A 17,442-nucleotide genomic window follows, 5' to 3' on the forward strand; every position below is an offset into this window, starting at 1 on the left:
TCACGAACCTGACGAAGGACTGAGTAATGCTTTACGACGCTAAAACCATGAACGAGCTGGCCTCCTCCCTCAAGGAGAACTTCGGCCAGCTGATGATCGCGGGCCAGGACCTCGAGGCCGCCGCCAACAAGCTCACCACCGCGTGGGAAGGCAACCAGGCGCAGACCTCGTTTGTCGCCGTCCACAAGAAGTGGAACGACGAGTACAGCAACACTCTGCAGACCCTGGACAACGTTGCCGCCGAGGTCGAGAACGCTCTCGGCCGCGCGCTGGGCGCCGACGGCAAGATCGGTGACGGTTTCGTCTTCTGAACGAACCTGACCGTCCGCAGCAGCGCATCCCTCTGTGGTTTCGAGGGGTGCGCTGCTGTCGGATGATCACCGAAGTAGATTCGTGCGTGTAGTTCTCGCTCCGACGGAGGATCAGTGCCAGCCCAGTTGACCACGCGGGCCCAGGTCAATGGGTACCGCTTTCTACTGCGACGTCTCGACCACGCGCTGGTTCGCCGTGATGTGCGCATGCTGCACGACCCGATGCGCGCACAGTTCCGCTCGCTTATTGCCGGTGCCGTACTGGCGATTCTGGTGGTAGCGGGTGCGGCCATCATGGCGTTCATTCGCCCGCAGGGCTCCATCGGCGACGCGACCATCGTGATGGGCAAGGAAAGCGGCGCGCTGTACGTCGTCCTGACGGATGAGGACGACGACACCAAGCAGACCCTGCATCCGGTGTTGAACTTGGCTTCAGCACGGTTGATCGTGGGCAAGAACGAATCCCCGAAATCGGTCAAGGACGCGAAGCTCAATTCGCTGCCGCGCGGTCCGATTCTCGGAATTCCTGGCGCTCCTGCCGCTTTGCCGGGCACCAAGCAGGGCGATCGATCCCAGTGGACCCTGTGTGACACCACCTCGCTGTCCGTCACCGGTGGTGCAGCTTCCTCCGCGGGCGCGACAACCACGGCAATCGCGGGCAAACCTGAACTGAACGAGCGCATCAAGATTGCGGATCCCAGTAGCGCACTCTTTGTGCGTCAGGGCGACAAGTCGTATCTGATCTACGACGGCAAGCGTGCCCAAGTCGACCCGAGCAACACCGTCATGAACCGTTCGTTGAATCTGGCCAACCAGCGCTCGCGGCAGATTACCTCTGGCCTCCTCGGTGCCGCGACCGAAGTTCCGCCACTGGAAGCTCCCACCATTCCCCAGGCTGGTGAGCCCGGTCCGGGCAAACTGAGTAGTGTCCCGGTGGGCGGCGTCATCCGTGTCGCGCTAGGCAGCTCCGACAAGCCGGAGCTGTATGTCGTGCTGTCGGATGGTGTGCAACGTATTTCGGCTTTCACCGCGCAGGTCATTCGCAATGCCAACTCGCAGGGCATGAGCGAAATCAAGCCGGTGACACCCGACCTTCTCGACGGTGTCGCTGTGGTGAACACGCTGCCGGTCAACGATTTCCCGACCGAGGCACCGAAGGTGATCACGGCCGAGGACAGCCCGGTGGCCTGCATTTCCTGGGCGAAGGAGAACGCCGCTGGAAAGACCGAGGCCGACGCCACTGAAGGCCCTGCCGACCGCGCGGCGGTCTCCCTGCTGGTCGGTACCCGCCTGCCGATCTCCGAATCCGCTTCGCCGGTCTCGCTGGCCAGCGCTGATAAGACGGGTGATCGGATCGATAGCGTGTACATCGCTCCTACCACCGGCGAATTCGTGAAGGTTACCGGCATCGAGCCGGGAAGCTTGCGACGTGACAGCCTGTTCTATGTGGCCGACAACGGAATCCGCTACGGCATTCCAGACATCGAGACCGCGCAGAAGCTCGGTCTGGGCTCTTCTCCGCTGTTGGCTCCCTGGCCGGTCATTGGGCAGTTGGTTCCCGGCCCGACCCTGTCCTCGAACGGAGCCTTGACCATGTGGGATGCGCTGCCCACCGGCGAATACTGACAGCTCTATCGACTTTGGTTCGGTGAGCAGCACTGTAGGGCTGGCTATTACACTCTGCTGACCAAGAGCAACTGCTCATAAGCAATCTGTCAGATCGGGTGGGGGGAGCAGTAACAAGGTGCTGTACAACCTAGGTCGGGCCGCGCGCGTGGCCCTGGCTGCCGGAGCGTCCTTTCTATTGATGGCCACTGCGGCCTGCGGTTCGGAGTCCAACGCGGCTGGCGAGCAATCGGTGGATCTTGCCAAGCTCGACGTTGGCAACTACCCGACGCAGCCTCAGGAGTGGGCTCCCGAGGATCGCTCGGAGGCAGTGCGAATCGTCGAAGCCTTACGACTAGGCGACGTTATGCCACTTGCCGAAGAGGTCGATCCAGCTCTGAAATACCCCGTCGCCGGCACTCCGTACACCAAACCCGGTAAGTCGACTGGCGGAACCATGTTCGGTTGGCTGAACAAAGACGACTTCGCCAGCAACACACCGGGACTGATCGCCGCATTCGGGTCTGCCGCTGGATCCAACCTGGACCGTGGGATCTCTACGGTGCTAATCAACAATGTCTTGCTCTTCGAGACCGATGAGGCGGCTACCTCGGCCGCCGCCTCGCTGGCACGCAGCGGATTCGCAGATACCAAAGGCAGAGCGGTCGAGCCGGGAGTCTCGGCACAATACCCGACCGCATCGGTCATGTGGATTCCCGACTTCCAGGTGCTCGCTTCCGTATACGCCACCGGGAAGTTCGTAATCATCGAGGTGGTTCAGGACAACGTGAACCGCGCCATGCGGTACTTCGACCCTGGTCACTCCGACCAGTCCGTGCTGGTGGCTTTGGCCGACAAGGCCACCAGTGTCACAATCGATAGGTTGAAAGCCTTCGAGCCGACCCCGCCGAGCTCGCTTGCAGAGCTGCCTCTCGATCCTGAAGGTATGCAACGGATAACCCTTCGGTCTTCCGGCACTATTTTCACCGGCGTTCAAAACGATCACGGCGCATTGCATAACGCGGATGGGCTCGACAACCGCTCTCGTGCCTTGTACGACGATGCGGGCGTGGAGTACGTAAGTGTCGGTGCAGGGGAACTTACACGTGCTCGCGACTCGGACGCGGCGGTCTCACTTGCCTTGGAATACACGAGGAACCGGCTCCTGATCCCCGCCGACTCACCCCGCGAACTTCCGGGGGCGCGATGCGTGAAGTACCGCGGTCCGTTGGAGTCCACCACGGTCCCTTACTACTGCACCGTCGCCGTAGGGCGGTATGCCGCACGCGTGTGGTCCAGCCAGTTGCCGGACGCTCATCAACAGATCGCCGCGCAATACGCGATCCTGGTCAACGGCAAGTAGGCGGATATGAGAACTCTTCGCATTCAGCGCGTCGGCAGAAAGGCATGGGTCGGTTTCATTGCCACTGGGATTGTGGGTGCCTGTGCGGTAACTGCCGTCGGGTGCAACGATGTTCCAGGAGATCCGACGGCGGGTGAGATCGATGTCCGGACACTCGATGTGGGCAACTATCCGACGACTCCCTTGGACCTAAGGGCAATCTACGACCATGCACCGAGCACAGGGCAGGACTTGGCTGTTGGGCGATTGGCTGGCGCGATCGCAAATGGCATCGAGATCGACCCGAGTTTGAAATACGGACTGCGGACCAAGGACATTACGACGTCGTTCACGGCGACCATGGTGTTCACGGAGGAGGTCAAGCCGATCGTCGAACGCTACGGCATGATGTTCGGCTTCACCGCGACCACCAGCACGCATCCGCTGGTCGAATCCAACATCGTCCACATCCCGAGGACGATCAACGCCTTCGACGGCGAAACACCCGATCCAGCGTCGACCAGCGTCAACATCACCATCCTGCAGTTCCCGGACGAACAACGTGCGCGGAGCGCTGCCGAGGAGATCGAGGCCGCCGACTTCGCTGTCGCACCCGAGAATGCCGCAGTCACCATCGACAAATACCCGTCGGCGCGAGCGCACTGGCGGCCTGGCGTGCCGTCGCTGGGGTCGACGATCGCGCATGGCGCGTATCTGGTGAATGTATATGTCGAGCAGCCGACGCCGGAACTGGACCGATTGAAGGAGTACACCGAGAAGGTCCTCGCAACGCAGTTGCCACTGCTGGATACGCTGCCGCCCCTCACGAATCGGGACATGCTGCTTCTGGATTACGACCCGGATTCCATGCTGCAGCGAACCTTGCACCCCGGAAAGTACCCCGCACCGGCGGCCCTCAGCGAGATGTCATACGTACCCCGCGCTTTTCTGCACTTCGTCTCTGATCAGAGCTTCTGGAAGAAGCTGATCGACGATAACGGAGTCGACCGCATTTCCACGGCGGCGAAGGGCGGACTCCTGATGCGCGCACCTGACGCAGAGGCCGCCGCGAAGCTGTGGTCCGAATGGAAAGTGCCTGATCACAGCTCTGCCGACACGCCGACGGGTATGAGGGATGTCTTCTGCGCGGAGAACCCCAAGCCTAAACCGAGCGACTTCGGCACGAGCTGGAATGTGAACGACCGCTACTACTGCACGGTTCGCTACGACCGCTATGTAGCTCGGGTGCACGGCATGCAATTGAAGGACGTCCATCAGCGCGCCGCAGCACAGTACGCGTTACTCGCGAATAGTCAGGTTCTGTAGGGGATTACGAGCATGACCATAGGTCCTGGGAATGTCGTCGGCGGTTACCGCATCGAGCGAGTACTCGGCACCGGCGGAATGGGGACGGTGTACCTGGCACGGCATCCTCAACTGCCTCGGTACGATGCGCTCAAGGTGCTCAACGCTGCCATGACCAGCGATCGGGAGTTCCGGACACGCTTCGAGCGAGAAGCGAATCTGGCTGCGGCGCTGGACCATCCGAATATCGTCGCGGTGTACAACCGTGGCACGGATCATGGGCAATTCTGGATCGCCATGCAGTATGTTGACGGCACTGATGCTGCGGCGGCCATGGAGCACGATCCGCGATCCATGACGCCATGGCGCGCGTTGCGAATCACCACGGAGGTGGGGCGCGGTCTGGATCATGCGCACCGACGTGGGCTTTTGCACCGCGACATCAAACCTGCGAACTTCCTGCTGTCGGGCGGTGACGGTGACGAAGAACGAGTTCTGCTCACCGATTTTGGGGTGGCCAAGCAGACCGAGGACACCACTGAACTCACTCAGGCCGGTAGTTTTGTCGCCACGATCGCGTATGCGTCGCCGGAGCAGCTGAGCGGCCATCCTCTCGATCACCGCACCGATATCTATAGTCTGGCCTGCTCGTTCTACAAGATGCTCACGGGCCGGAACCCGTATCCCGGAGTCCAACCGGCGTTGGTGATGTCCGGACATCTGCACGAGCCTCCACCGCGTGTGACTGCCGTCGACCCGTCGATGCCGGTGGCAGTGGACGAGGTGCTCGCAGTCGCGATGGCGAAGGATCCCGCACGTCGATTCGACACCTGCCACGAATTCACCACCGCACTGCATCAGGCCATGCACTACGGGGTTTCCGGGCTGACTCAGCAGACCATGCCCAATGGACGGTCAGCGACTTCGCCCGAGGGCGAGGCGGTGTCTGTGCCTGCCTCGGAATCCATTGGAGCAAAGTCGAAGTCGCGTACACAATTGTTAGTGGGTGCCGCTGCAGCGATTGCGGTGGCGCTCGCTGCGGGGCTCGGCGCCTGGGGTCTTCGCGATGGTTCCGCGGTCGATGCTGCATCCCCTACGGCGACGTCAGTGGCCGCAGCGCCGGCTTCGATCGCTGACGCACGCAAGCAGAATCCGGCCTTTGAAGGGAAAACCGTCGCGATATTGGATGTTTCGGGCACAACCGGTTCGTTGCTGGACGTGGCGATGCGCCTGGACGGTACCCCCCAATCGCAGTTCTTCACCGACCTCGGCTTCACCTACAACCCGGTCGCGACCCGGCGCGGCAATGAACCCGATCCGCGCCCGATCAATGTCGTCACTTTGGGGGAGACTTCACTGACGCGGCTCGAGGCGGGCTACCTGCTGGTCATGCGCAGCGACACCGGGGCGGGTGGCGGGGGCATGGCGAATCTGCCGCTGGCCATAACCAATAACCGGGCGACGGTCATCATTGTCGACGATCCCGCTGCGGTCTCCGCGCTCCGCAACTGGTCCGATCGATCCGAAAAGACGCTTCTGGAACGGCTTCTCCCAATCCTGAGCAAGAGCATCAAGTAGTAAGGAAAACGGGTGGGGAAAACTCGAAAGGGATTGTCGGCGGCGCTGATGGTGATCGCGCTGGGGGCGGCTTCGGCGTGCGGTACCGATTCGCCGGAGGCGGAGCCGGAGCCGGTGATCGATCTGGCGGCGCTGGATGTCGGCAGTTATCGGGCCGAGCCCAAGGATTTTCAGCCGAAGGAGCCGCTGTTCGTGGGGCGGGCCTTCGAGGCCGAGCGGATCGGCAGTTCGATGCCGCTGCCTTCGGAGATGGATTCGCGGTTGAAGGTCAATCTCGGCCATGTCGTGCACGGGTTCCTGGAGCCGGGTACGACGCACGACAGCCCGATGTACACCTATCTGCAGAAGGATGGATTCACCGAGGACGCAAAGGGTTTCGTGGCCGGGTTCGCCACTACCGGGCAGTCCGAGGAGGAAGAGGCGATTTCGTTCTCGATGTCGACGTCGGCGCTGTTGTTCGAGACCGAGCAGCAGGCCACGGAGGCGGCGGGGGCGCTGGCGCGGCGCGGGTGGGAGATCACCGACTTCATCGGCTCCGAGTTCGTCGATGTCACCAATGTGCCGGGCAAAGTGCAGCCCACCCAGTCGGCCGAGCATCCGAGTGCGATCTCGTCCTGGGTTCCCGACGAGCAGCGGCTCGCCTCGTGGTTCGCCTCCGGCAAATTCGTCATCGTCGCGGTGGCCGATCACACCGAGAACCAGAAGCTGGGGATATCGGATCAGAATTTCCTGCAGACCCTCACCGACGCTGCGATCACGGCCACCGCGGAGCGGCTGAAGTCGTTCCAGCCCACGCCGGTGGACAAGCTCGGCAGCATCGACTTCGATCCCGAAGGCATGATGCGTATTTCGCTGCGCCGCCTGGAGGGGGATTCGTTCATGAATCTGCCCGGGGTCTACGACGTGCCCGGATATCTCCATCTCACCGAGAATCCGGAGAAGGTGCGCGAACTGTTCGACGAGCACGGTGTCGATCGCGTGAGCAGTGATGCCGGGACGCTGTATCGGACCAGGGACTCCGCGGCGGCCAAGGACTTCCTGGCCACGGAGTCGGTCGACAAGTACATGCGCAAGGTGGAGTCGCCGCCGGGGCTGCCCATCGCGCGGTGCAACAAATATCGCGGGCCGGAACGCGCCGTGGTTCCGTACTACTGCTACGTGTCCTACGACCGGTATGTATCCATGGTGTGGGGCAGTCAGCTGTCGGACGCGCACCAGCGTATTTCGGCCCAATACGCGATTCTCGCGCGCGGTGTGTAGGGGAGGACGAGTCATGAAACTCCGCAGCACAATTGTCCGGGGCCTCGCACCTGTTGCCTTGCTCGCTTTCCTGGCCGGTTGCGCGGCAGTGCCGGGCGAACCGGTCGCCGGTGAGATCGATATCCGCACACTCGATATCGGCTCTTATCCCACCGATCCGCTCGACTACCGCACCAAGTTCTCACCCGGGGTCGACGACGGCGTCCAGCTGTCCATCATGCGATTGGCGGGGGCCGTCCCCAATGGCCTCGAAATCGACCCGAGCCTGAAGTACGGGCGGCAGGTCAAGCCGCTGCGGTACGACCACGATGCCGGCTTCCTGCTCTTCGACGGCGCCACCGAGATCGTGGAGCGCCACAAGATGATGTTCGGCTTCTCGATGTCGGCCGCCACCACCGCGGCCGCCGAGAGCAAGGACTACTCGCTGCAGCGCGATGTCAACAAGTACGACGACGGTAAGCAGACCGGTACCACCAGCGTGAATCTCACGGTGCTGCAATTCGCGGACGCCGACACCGCGCGAACTGTTGCGACCGAACTCGAAGCCGCTGATTTCGCCGCGGCGGCGGACCTCAATCAAGCGGTCACGCTGGAGGAATATCCGGACGCGAAGGCGCATTGGCGACCGGGCATTCCGACGCTCGGGGCCACGATGGCGCACGGCAGCTATGTGGTCAATGTCTTCGTCAAAAGGCCGGACCCGGATCTCGCGGCGCTGAAACAGCTGACCGGAAAGGCCCTCGCCGCGCAACTCCCGCTGCTGGACCAGTTGCCGCCGCTGTCGAAACGCGACATGTTGCACCTGGACTACGACCCGCAGGCAATGCTCCGCCGCACCCTGCATCCGGACGACTACATGATGCCGGACTTCCTGACCGAGGCGCAGTTGACCCCGCGCGCTTTCCTGCATACGACCGGTGACCAGGAAACCTGGAAGCAGCGGCTCGAACTCGGTGGAATCGATGCGTTGTCGACGGTGGACGGTGGAGCGCTCTTGCTGCGTACGCGCGATTCCGGTACTGCCGCAGTGGTGTTGGACGACTTCAAGAATCGCGCCCAGACGATTCTCGACGCACCGGCCGGTGTGCCCGGCGCCTACTGCCAGGAATACCCGACGGTTGCCGGCGGGGACAATGACGCCCGGTACTTCTGCACCGTGCGCTACGACCGCTATGTCGCCCGGGTCGCCAGCGCTCAGCTCAAGGACGCACAGCAGCTGGCGGCGGCGCAGTACGCATTGCTGGCCAACAGCTCGTGGATGTAGGGCGGGGAAGGGAAATATGACTATCGGACCCGGGGCCGTTGTCGGCGGATACCGGATCGAGCGGGTGCTGGGTGCGGGCGGTATGGGGACCGTGTATCTGGCCAAGCATCCGAGCCTGCCGCGCTGGGATGCGCTGAAGGTGCTCAGTGCGCAGTTGAGCACCGATCAGGAGTTCCGGGGACGGTTCGAGCGGGAGGCGAATCTGGCTGCGGCGCTGGATCATCCGAATATCGTCGCGGTGCACAACCGGGGTGAGGATCACGGGCAGCTGTGGATCGCCATGCAGTATGTGGATGGGATCGATGCTTCCGAGGCGATGAAGCGGGATCCGCGGTCCATGACGCCGCATCGGGCCTTGCGGATTGTCACCGAGGTCGGGCGGGGGCTGGATCATGCGCATCGGCGAGGGCTGCTGCACCGGGATGTGAAGCCTGCCAACTTCATGTTGTCGGCGGTCGATGGGGATGACGAGCGGGTGCTGCTGGCCGATTTCGGGCTGGCCAAGGACACCGAGGACAGTACCGAGCTCACGCAGACGGGGACCTTCGTCGCGACGGTCGCCTATGCCGCGCCGGAGCAGCTGTCGGGGGATCCGGTGGATCGGCATACCGACATCTACAGCTTGGGTTGTTCCTTCTACAAGCTGCTGACCGGCCAGAATCCTTATCCCGCAACGCAACCCGCGCTGGTGATGACCGGGCATCTGTTCGAGCCGCCGCCGCGCATCACCGCGGTGCGGCCGGATCTGCCGCAGGCCCTCGACGAGGTCATCGCGGTGGCCATGGCGAAGAATCCGGCGGAGCGATTCGACACCTGTTACGAGTTCACCCAGGCGCTGGATATGGCGCTCAATCAGGGCGTGTCGATGTTGTCGATGCGGACGCAGCGGGGAATGCCCACCGCGGCACCGGTTTCACAGCGACAGAGGACGACTCAGGAGCAGCCTCCGCCGCCTGCGAAATCGCCGGTGGCGAAGGGGCGCTGGATTGCGGCGGGCGCCGCAGCGGTGGCTGTCGCCCTAGCGGTGGGGATCGGGTTGTGGGCCGTGAACAGCGGGGGCGGCGCCGATGTCGCCGTGCCTATGACCACCACGGTCGCGCCGGCGTCGACGCCGAAGACGCTGGCCGAGGCGCGCGAGCAGAATCCGCAGTTCGCCGGGAAAAGCATTGCCGCGGTGGATATCACGGGTGAGAGCGGTTATCTCGCCGAGCTCGCGATTCATCTGCGGCCCAGCGCGCAGGCGACCTTCTTCGAGGCGCTCGGCTTCGTCTATCACGTCGCGTGCGTGCGCAAGGGCGATGAGCCGACGCCGCGGCCGGTCGACAAGAGCTACACCGCGGATCCGAGTCCGCTGACGCAGGTCGACTCCGGGTACCTGCTCGCGGTGCGCAGCGATGCGCAGGCGGGCAAGGGCGGCATGGTGAATCTGCCGTCGCAGGTGAGCAGCCGGAAGGCGACCGTGCTGGTGCTCGACGATCCCGCGGCCGTCATCGCCCTGCGGGAATGGTCGGACAGCTCCGAGCAGATCCTGCTGGAGAAGCTGCTGCCGATTCTGCGTAAGAGCGTGAAGTAGAGAGCGCCCTCGTCATCCCGGCGTGCTTTTGGCCGGGATCCACCTCTGGTGCAGGTAGATTCCGGCCACAAGCACGCCGGAATGACGGGGTGGCGGGTGGCGGGGTGGCCGGGAGAGCCCGGACATGGGACCGGCTCAGGCTCGAGCCGCCGCCCCGAGGTAGTGCTGTTCGGCGGGTGTCGTGACCAGCATGGCGGTGGTCTTGGTCGCCGGGGTGTGCACGGTGACGGTGTGCGGCGCATTGGGATGCTGCACGATCGTCACGTCCGCATCCGGCTGGTAGTCCGGTGGCAGGGTTTCGTGCACGGTGACCACGGTGGCCGAGCCCGGGGGAGCGGTCGCGGGGACGCCGTCGAAGACGATGACCGTGGCGGCCGGGTGCGGGGCGCGGGCGTTCATGGTGCTGCCGCGGGAGCTGTGGGTGACCGAGGACGCCAGGGAGAGGGCGTGTGTGGCACCGACATTCGCGATCATGCCCTGCCAGGCGCCGGGACGGGCGGTGTGCACGACCGCGCCCGCGCCCAGGGCGATGGCGCGCAGGATGACCTGCTGGGCCAGGTGCAGATCGGAGATGATGTCGATGCGGCGGGAGCCATTGCCGATGAGCGGCACCGCGATTCCGCTGCCGGTGGCGTCGGCGCCGATGAGCTGACCGCAGCCGGCGGTGGGAACCGAGATGTCGGAGAGCGCCTCCAGCGGACCGCGGTAGCCGCCGGGGCGGACCTCCTGGGCGCCGAAGGACAGGGTGTCCGCCAGGGCCCAGAGTTGGCGGCGGGGAAGCTCTCTCAGGCCGAGAATGGGGGCCTCGTCCAGTTCGTGGTTGGTGTCGTAGCGGACGCGGGCGTCCACCTCGATGTTCTCGGTGTCCGCACCGGCGTACGGCGACATGCTCTTCGCGGGGCGCAGGCGCACGGTCACCGTGGTGGCGAGGCTGCGCACCGCCCAGATCTTGGCCAGGCCGTCGGAATTGAACAGTTCCGGATCGATCTGGAAGGTCGTGAGATGGATTCCGTTGTGCTCGAGGGACTTCGCGGTCTCGGTGAAATCGTCCACCGGAATGCCGCGGGTCAATTCGCGCATGGCGGCGGTCATCTCGGAGGTGGTGAGCACCGAAGCGGTGATGCCGCGGGCCGCCAGCCGGTTGGCCACGCGCCGGGTGGCGATAATGGCCGCGCGCAGGGCGCCTTCCGGTCCGCCGCCGCGATTGTTCACGGCCTTGGAGTTCGCCAGGGGATTCAGCCGCAGCACCAGCCACACCGTGCGGTGCGCGATGGCCGGCAGCGGGCCGAGGATCTCGTCGTACAGCCGGCCCAGCGGGGCGATGGTCGCCGCGTAACCGGACAGCACGGCCTCGGTGCTGGCGGTGCGGGTGCCGGTGCTGATCACATCGGCCGAATCCAGTTCGACATCGTATTGCCGTAGGCAGGAAGCGATTTCGGCGAGCGGGAGCACCTGATCGGTGTCCAGCGAGCCGCGGCGCAGCAGGGTCAGGGTGTCCGGCGGCGGGTCGATGCGCAGCATCATGGTCAGCAGCGAGCCGTCCCAGCGCAGGCCGTAGCTGCCGCCCTCGGGCAGCGGGACGTCGACCATGGTCGGCTCGTCCAGGGTGCCGCGGCGGGCCTGCCGCCAGCGGTAGGCGACCCAGCGGCCGATGCGCAGGCCGATGGGAATGCCGCCGACCGGGAGCAGGCCGATGAGCGCCGGGACGATGCCCGCGATGAGCGAACCCCACCAGGGGGAGTCGAAGGCCACGGCGACCAGCGAGGCCGTCACGCCGATCAGCACCACCGGAACGACCAGGCGCAGCGGCATCATGCGGAACAGCCACATGTCATCCGAACGCAGTTCGGCGGGAGACGGATTCGGCGCGGGCGGCGGCTGTGGTGCACCCTGCGGTGGCGGCTGGGGAGCGCGCCGGGAACGAGGCTCCGGCGTCTCCTCGGGCGCGGGGCCGCGGTACTGCTCGGCGTCCGGCGGCTGCGGCGCGCGATGCTGCCCACCGGGAGGATGCAGCGAATCCGGTTGCGGGGCACGATGCTGCCCATCCGGCGGTCCCTGCGGGGGTTGCGGTCCGCGATACTGACCGCCCTGCTGATCCGGGTACGGCGCGCGGCGCTGTCCGGGCGGCGCGCCGTATTGCCCACCGGCAGGCTCGGATTCGGGCATCCGATGCTGTCCGCCGGGCGGCATCCGGTGTTGGCCGGCCTGCGGATCAGACGGCAGCCGGTGCTGCCCGCCCTCCGGCGCGCGGTGCTGGCCGGGCATGGGCCGGGGCGGCACCGGTCGTCCGGGGCCGTTGCTGAAGTCGTTCATCGCGCTGCCTCTCAGCCGAGGGCCGAGGCCAAACCGAGCGAGGTGAGCACCGTGGTCAATGCCGCCTTCATATCCGGCTCCTCGATCCGCCTGAGCATGGCCTCGTCGATGGCGCTCAGATCGATGGAATCGTCATTGGCGAGCCGGAATTCACGTTCCTCTTCGGCGGCTTCGATCAGATTTCGGATGAAGCGGCCGTTACCGGCCAGGTCGACGCCGCGGCGCGGCTGCCCGCTCTGGTCGGTGCTCTCCATCTCGTACAACTTCGCGCACGTCGCGACCAGGGCGTTGAGCGCGCCCTCGGACAGATCCGAGTCCCGCTTGTTGGCGATGACCTGCCCGATCTGGCCGAGCTCCTCGGCCGCGTAGGACGGGAACTGCAGTCGCTTCGAGAAACGCGAGGACAGACCGTCATTGGCGGCCAGGAAGCGGTCGATCTCGCCGTCGTATCCGGCGATGATCACCACCAGCCGGTCGCGGTCGTTCTCCATGCGCGCCAGCAGCGTGTCCACCGCCTCGCGGCCGAACGCGTCGCCGCCGGAAAGTCCTTGCTGGATAAGGGTGTACGCCTCATCGATGAACAGCACGCCGTCCATGGCGGAGTCGATGAGCGCCTCGGTCTTGATGGCCGTCGAGCCCAGGTGCTGGCCGACGAAATCGGAGCGCTTGGACTCCACCACCTTGTCGGTCTTGAGAATGCCCAGACCGCAATAGATTTTGGCGACCACGCGCGCGATGGTGGTCTTACCGGTTCCGGGCGGGCCGGTGAACGCCAGGTGCTGACCGCGCGCCGAGGACGAGAGCCCCTTCTCGGCACGGATCTTGGCCAGCTGCACACTCGACTGCAGCCGGGCCACCTGGGTTTTCACCGCGGTCAGGCCGATCTGCTTGTCGAGCTCGGCGCGCGCCTGCTCCAAAATCTCCTTGGCGCGGTCCTCGTGCTCGGCCTGCGCCTTCTCCTCCAGCGAGGGGGCCGAGGCCGGATCCCACTTATTGGCGCGGGCCTCGATGACCTCGCGCGAGGTGACGGTGATCCGGTAGGTGCGATCCCGCATGGCGGCGGCATTGGCTTCGAAATCCGGTGTCTGTGAGTACACCTTCTCGAACAGCGACTGCGCCTCGTCGGCCTTGCCGGCTTCGCGCAGGCACAGGCCGCGGCAGAACATGGCGGCGGTGCGGGCGGCCGGGATGGGTCCCGCCTCGGCGGCCTCCATGCGCCGGATGGACTCGGTGAAAAGTCCCAATTGCGCACATGCCGTGCCCACCATCACATGTGCGCCAGCGGCCAGATACGGATCCTCCCACTCCGCCGATCCGGCCAGGATGGTCATCACATCCGGCCAGCGCTGCGTGTTGTAGTGCAGGATGCCGCGCACGTAAGCGCTGATGCGGCCGTCGATCTGGTAGTCCGGATCGGATTTGCGTTCGGCGCGATGCGCATCGAGTTCGTCCAGCACGCGCTCGGCTTCGTCGAACTGCTTATCCGCAATGAGATGCGCGGCGTACGCGAGATGAATTTCGGTGAAACTGGCCAGCGGGTAATCGATGTAGAGGCCCGGCAGGAAACGTCCGGCAAGCACCCGCGGTTGCAGCCCCAGGCGGCGCTGTTCCCGGAACAGAGTGGTGCCGGCGGTCTTGTACAGGTTGTACAAGACATCCGTGGTTACCTCGCCCGCAACCGCCCGGCCAAGCCAGGCGTCGCACATGGTGGGATCCCACTCGGTCGCGCGCTGAAAGGCCAGCTTCGCGTACTCGAGATCCCGGTTCGACTCTTGTCCGTCGATGCTCAGCCCCAACGACAGCACTCCTGCGTCGAATGCGCGTTGTGCCTGGCGAGTGTCGATCATCTTAGGCGAACCCCGAATTCTTCGAACCTGGTTAGGCTTTCGTTCACAATCCCCACCCACACGGTGCGATCGCACAGTCGTGGACTGTCGGATACATTATGGTTAACCGCCCTGGGTGGGCAACTGTTAAGAGGGCAGGAGCAGTTCAGCAAGTGACCGCACCTTCGAGCAGCGGCCTTGGCGCCGCTGAACCCGAACTGTGCCGCGTGTCCGTCATCGGGGGGAACACTCAGCTCGATGTCGGCCTGCCGGCAAACGTGCCGATCGCCGCATTCATCGGTGATCTGGTGAAACTCATCGAATCTCGCAACCCGGAAACACAGGGCGGCGAGGACGGGGGCACACCGCTGCAGCCGCAGCACTGGACCCTCGCCAAACTCGGGCGGGACATGATCTCGCCCAGTCAGACGCTCAATGACGCCGAGATCTACGACGGCGAGCTGCTGGTGCTGCGCGCGGTCGCCGCGAAGGAGGCACCGGCCCTCTTCGACGATGTGATCGACGCGGTGTCACGCCTGACCGCCGAGGAGTTCCGCGGCTGGTCGGCGGGCTCGGCGCGCTGGACCGGACTGGTCACCGGCACCCTGGCCACGGTGTTCGCGCTGGTGCTCGGCGCGATCTCGCGCGGCGCGGGCGATGCGTTCGTGGCCCCGGCCATGCTGCTCGGCGGCGCCATCGCGGCGCTGGTGGCCTCCACCATCGCGGTGCGCAAGTACGCCGACGAGCTCACCGCGACGGTGCTCACACTGTGCATGCTGCTGCTCACCTTCGGCGGCGGCGCGCTCGCGGTGCCGGGCGAGCTCGGGGCTCCGCATCTGCTGCTCGGCTCCACGGCGACGCTGCTGGTCGCGGTGATCGGCTACCGCATGATCGGCGCGGGCGCGGCGATCGTCTCCGCGGCGGTCACCCTCTCCGTATTCCTGGCCGCCGCGGCGGCGGTGCGCATGATCTGGGATACCAGCGTGCCCAAGCTCGCGGCCGGCATCATGATCGCCTCGATCATCCTGCTGTCCATGGTGCCGCGGCTGTCGGCCATGCTGGCGCGGCTGCCCGTGCCGCCGGTGCCGACCGCGGGCGCGGCCATCGATCCGGCCGATCACGAACCGCGGCCCAATATCGAAGGCATCGGCGCCATCGGCGCGACCGTGCTGCCGTCCGCGGCCGGGCTCGGGCAGCGCGCCAAGGTGGCCAATCAGTTCCAGACCGGAATGGTGTTCGGCGCCACGCTCGGCGCGGCCTTCGGCGCGGTCGGCGCGGCCGATCCGCTGGGCGCCAGCCGCTGGCAGGGCATCGCCCTCGCCATTGTGATCGCCATCATCCTGTGCCTGCGCGGGCGCGCCTTCGCCGACCTCACCCAGGCGGCCACGCTCATCGCCGGCGGCAGCCTCACCTTCGTGAGCCTGCTGGTGCTGCTGGCGCTGGACGATACGAATATGCTGCTGATCTCGGCCGCACTGCTGCTCGCCTTCGCGGTGGGCGCAATCGGTTTCGGGGTCATCGGCCCGCACATCGAGGTGACCCCGGTGACGCGGCGCATGAACGAGATCTTCGAATACGGCCTGATCGTATCGATCGTCCCGCTGGTGCTGTGGCTCATGGACGTCTACTCGATGGCGCGGAACATATGAGTCCGGTACTCCGAAGCTGGGCTCGGATCGGCTGCGCCGCGGTCGTTCTCGGCGCCGCGCTGCTGGGGCCGGGCGCACCGGCCTCGGCGCTGACGCCGCCGGAGATCGATATGGGGGCGCTGGGGGAGGCGCAGGCCCTCAGCGGCAAGGCCGCGCCGCTGGTGACCACCGAACAGCACGCCATCTGCGCCGAACCGGCCTTGAGCGGCAGCGCGCCCAAGGACGAGCCGCTGCCGCAACGGGTGCTGAATCTCCCTGCGGCCTGGCAGTTCAGCAAGGGCGCGGGGCAGAAGGTCGCGGTCATCGACACCGGGGTGAACCGGCATTGGCGGCTGCCGCTGCTGGAGGCGGGCGGCGATTACGTCTCCGACTCCGACGGCACCGTCGACTGCGACGGGCACGGGACGCTGGTGGCCGGAATCATTGCCGCGCGGCCCAGTCCGGACGACGCGTTCGTGGGCGTCGCGCCCGAGGCGGAGATCCTCACCATCCGGCAGTTCAGCGAGGCGTACAAGGCCAAGGACCAGAGCGGCGGGGCGCCTCCGGGCAGCATCTCCGAATCCGGTTACGGCAGTACGCTGACCATGGCCGCGGCCGTGGTGCGCGCGGTGGACATGGGCGCGACGGTGATCAATATCTCCGAAGCCGGTTGTGTCAGCGCCGGATCCGAGACCGCCGACAAGGCCCTCGGCGCTGCGGTGAAGTACGCCTACGAGCGCAATGTGGTCGTGGTGGCCGCCGCCGGAAACGTCAGCACCGGCAGCGATTGCGCGACCCAGAACGAGGGCTCGGGCTGGGACGATGTGAAAACCGTCGCAACCCCGGCCTATTTCAACCCGTATGTGCTGTCGGTCGGATCCGTCGACGCCGACGGCAGCCCGTCCAGCATCACCCTCTACGGTCCGTGGGTGGGCGCGGCCGCCATCGGGCGCAACATCATCTCCCTCGACAGCAAGCCCGGCGGCGCCGGACTGGTGAATCAGGTGCTGGGCCAGCAGGGTTGGACCACCATCAACGGCACCAGCTTCGCCGCGCCCTACGTGGCCGGACTGGCCGCCCTGGTGCGCGCCAAATATCCGGAGCTGAACGCGCAGCAGGTCATGGACCGCATCACCCGCACCGCGCACGGGCCCGGCAAGGGCCGCGACGACCGCATCGGCTACGGGCTCATCGATCCGCTGGCCGCGCTCACCGCGCAGCTGCCGGACGAACCCGTCAGCGTCGGCGCGGATACGCCGGTCGCCTTCCCGGAGCCGCCCGACCCGCGCGGGCCGGACCCGCTGCCGCGGCTCATCGCCACCATCGGGGCCATCGTCTGTCTGGCCGCGCTGGGAATCGGTCTCGCCCTGTCGATTCCGTTCCGCAAGCAGCGCCGCGACGACGAGCTGCCCGACCTCGACTCGTAACGACCGGAGA

The 17,442-nt window shown here is 65.6% G+C and carries 12 protein-coding genes; 10 read left to right on the forward strand and 2 right to left on the reverse strand.

The window, feature by feature from the left end; translation table 11 throughout:
* Positions 1-26: 26 nt before the first annotated feature.
* From ACFVIV_RS02950 to ACFVIV_RS02985, 8 genes are all read left to right on the forward strand, one after another.
* On the forward strand, positions 27-311 hold the full coding sequence (locus tag ACFVIV_RS02950) for a WXG100 family type VII secretion target (protein ID WP_379193058.1): 285 nt from the start codon (positions 27-29) through the stop codon (positions 309-311).
* A 114-nt stretch (positions 312-425) separates the two neighbouring features.
* Positions 426-1,937, forward strand: a complete 1,512-nt coding sequence (gene eccB / locus ACFVIV_RS02955; protein ID WP_379193059.1) for a type VII secretion protein EccB — start codon at positions 426-428, stop codon at positions 1,935-1,937.
* Between the two features lie 118 nt (positions 1,938-2,055).
* Positions 2,056-3,279, forward strand: coding sequence for a hypothetical protein (locus ACFVIV_RS02960; RefSeq protein WP_379193060.1), 1,224 nt, complete (start codon positions 2,056-2,058; stop codon positions 3,277-3,279).
* Between the two features lie 6 nt (positions 3,280-3,285).
* Positions 3,286-4,584: a hypothetical protein gene (locus tag ACFVIV_RS02965; protein ID WP_379193061.1), complete on the forward strand. Its 1,299-nt coding sequence runs from the start codon at positions 3,286-3,288 to the stop codon at positions 4,582-4,584.
* A gap of 12 nt (positions 4,585-4,596) precedes the next feature.
* A complete protein-coding gene (locus tag ACFVIV_RS02970; protein WP_379193062.1) occupies positions 4,597-6,141 on the forward strand; it encodes a serine/threonine-protein kinase in 1,545 nt (514 codons plus the stop codon).
* A 12-nt stretch (positions 6,142-6,153) separates the two neighbouring features.
* A complete protein-coding gene (locus ACFVIV_RS02975; RefSeq protein ID WP_379193063.1) occupies positions 6,154-7,401 on the forward strand; it encodes a hypothetical protein in 1,248 nt (415 codons plus the stop codon).
* A 13-nt stretch (positions 7,402-7,414) separates the two neighbouring features.
* The gene (locus ACFVIV_RS02980) at positions 7,415-8,665 is read left to right on the forward strand and encodes a hypothetical protein (protein WP_379193064.1); all 1,251 of its coding nucleotides are present in this window, start codon (positions 7,415-7,417) and stop codon (positions 8,663-8,665) included.
* Positions 8,666-8,681: 16 nt separating this feature from the next.
* Positions 8,682-10,238: a serine/threonine-protein kinase gene (locus tag ACFVIV_RS02985; protein WP_379193065.1), complete on the forward strand. Its 1,557-nt coding sequence runs from the start codon at positions 8,682-8,684 to the stop codon at positions 10,236-10,238.
* Between the two features lie 135 nt (positions 10,239-10,373).
* Here the strand turns inward: ACFVIV_RS02985 and eccE are convergent, their stop codons facing one another.
* Both eccE and eccA read right to left on the reverse strand, forming a co-directional pair.
* Positions 10,374-12,551 carry a type VII secretion protein EccE gene (gene eccE, locus ACFVIV_RS02990; protein ID WP_379193066.1) on the reverse strand — a complete coding sequence of 726 codons (2,178 nt, stop codon included), beginning with the start codon at positions 12,549-12,551 and terminating at the stop codon, positions 10,374-10,376.
* A gap of 11 nt (positions 12,552-12,562) precedes the next feature.
* A complete protein-coding gene (eccA, locus tag ACFVIV_RS02995; protein ID WP_379193067.1) occupies positions 12,563-14,398 on the reverse strand; it encodes a type VII secretion AAA-ATPase EccA in 1,836 nt (611 codons plus the stop codon).
* Positions 14,399-14,550: 152 nt separating this feature from the next.
* Between eccA and eccD the strand changes: the two genes are divergently transcribed.
* Positions 14,551-16,026 (forward strand): type VII secretion integral membrane protein EccD, encoded by a 1,476-nt coding sequence (gene eccD, locus ACFVIV_RS03000; protein WP_379193068.1) that lies wholly within the window; start codon positions 14,551-14,553, stop codon positions 16,024-16,026.
* Positions 16,023-17,432, forward strand: coding sequence for a type VII secretion-associated serine protease mycosin (gene mycP / locus ACFVIV_RS03005; RefSeq protein WP_379193069.1), 1,410 nt, complete (start codon positions 16,023-16,025; stop codon positions 17,430-17,432). The genes eccD and mycP overlap by 4 nt, the downstream gene beginning before the upstream one ends.
* Positions 17,433-17,442: the final 10 nt, after the last annotated feature.

It is taken from the genome of Nocardia sp. NPDC127526 (assembly GCF_042672265.1).
Lineage (GTDB): Bacteria > Actinomycetota > Actinomycetes > Mycobacteriales > Mycobacteriaceae > Nocardia.

Excerpts from the sequence above, each read along its gene's own strand:
- ACFVIV_RS02950 (WP_379193058.1), top strand. The coding sequence starts at position 27 with ATGCTTTACGACGCTAAAACCATGAACGAGCTGGCCTCCTCCCTCAAG.
- ACFVIV_RS02985 (WP_379193065.1), top strand. The coding sequence starts at position 8,682 with ATGACTATCGGACCCGGGGCCGTTGTCGGCGGATACCGGATCGAGCGG.
- eccA (WP_379193067.1), bottom strand. The coding sequence starts at position 14,398 with ATGATCGACACTCGCCAGGCACAACGCGCATTCGACGCAGGAGTGCTG.
- mycP (WP_379193069.1), top strand. The coding sequence starts at position 16,023 with ATGAGTCCGGTACTCCGAAGCTGGGCTCGGATCGGCTGCGCCGCGGTC.
- ACFVIV_RS02970 (WP_379193062.1), top strand. The coding sequence starts at position 4,597 with ATGACCATAGGTCCTGGGAATGTCGTCGGCGGTTACCGCATCGAGCGA.
- eccE (WP_379193066.1), bottom strand. The coding sequence starts at position 12,551 with ATGAACGACTTCAGCAACGGCCCCGGACGACCGGTGCCGCCCCGGCCC.
- ACFVIV_RS02980 (WP_379193064.1), top strand. The coding sequence starts at position 7,415 with ATGAAACTCCGCAGCACAATTGTCCGGGGCCTCGCACCTGTTGCCTTG.
- ACFVIV_RS02965 (WP_379193061.1), top strand. The coding sequence starts at position 3,286 with ATGAGAACTCTTCGCATTCAGCGCGTCGGCAGAAAGGCATGGGTCGGT.